Below are 659 nucleotides of genomic sequence, written 5' to 3' on the forward strand. Positions count from 1 at the left end.
TTCTTCGGGCGAGGCGTTGGAGTTGCCCTTCGTGCACGTCGCTCACCCATTCCCAGCCGGGCTTGGCCGAGGGGCCGACCCGCGGGTCTGCGGGCGCTCGGCCGTTTCGCAACGCGAGTACATACGCCCGATCCTGATCGATCCGTGCCTGCACCTGGTCGGATCCGCCGACGGAACCGTGGCCCGGGACGACGGCGTCAACGCCGCCCGCCACACCCTCGAGCAGCCGCAGCGCGGTGAGGTAGTCCTCGATCGGGTCCGCGGCGCCTTCCAGGTCGAGCATCGGAACCAGGACATCGGAGAGCATGTCGCCGGCGAGGAGAACCCCGCGGTCTGCGATCAGCAGCGCCGCGTGGCCCGGGGCGTGCGCTTGGTGCTCGATGATCCGGACCTCGGGGCCGTCCCAGGAAATCCGCGCGGTTTCGGCGGGCAGGCCGGTGATGAGGCCCAGGAGGTCCAGCGGCACCCGCCCGGCGATCTCCGTCTCGTCCAGGTGGTCGGCGATGCGGGCCTTCGCATCCGCATCCGACAGCTGATCCCGGACGGCGGCCGCGCAGCGCGCCGTGCCGTAACGGGGCACCTCACCGAGCCGGGCGTGCCAGAGCAGGTGATCCCAATCCGGATGCGTGGAAAACCCCGCCACAACGGGCTGCCCCCAT

General features: G+C 71.0%; 1 protein-coding gene. It reads right to left on the reverse strand.

Annotated features, from left to right (window positions below; genetic code table 11):
* The coding region (locus ABD140_RS39945) for an MBL fold metallo-hydrolase (protein WP_344248289.1) at positions 1-659 on the reverse strand (659 nt) is incomplete at both ends.

This window comes from Actinocorallia libanotica (assembly GCF_039525175.1).
Taxonomy (GTDB): Bacteria; Actinomycetota; Actinomycetes; order Streptosporangiales; family Streptosporangiaceae; genus Actinocorallia; species Actinocorallia libanotica.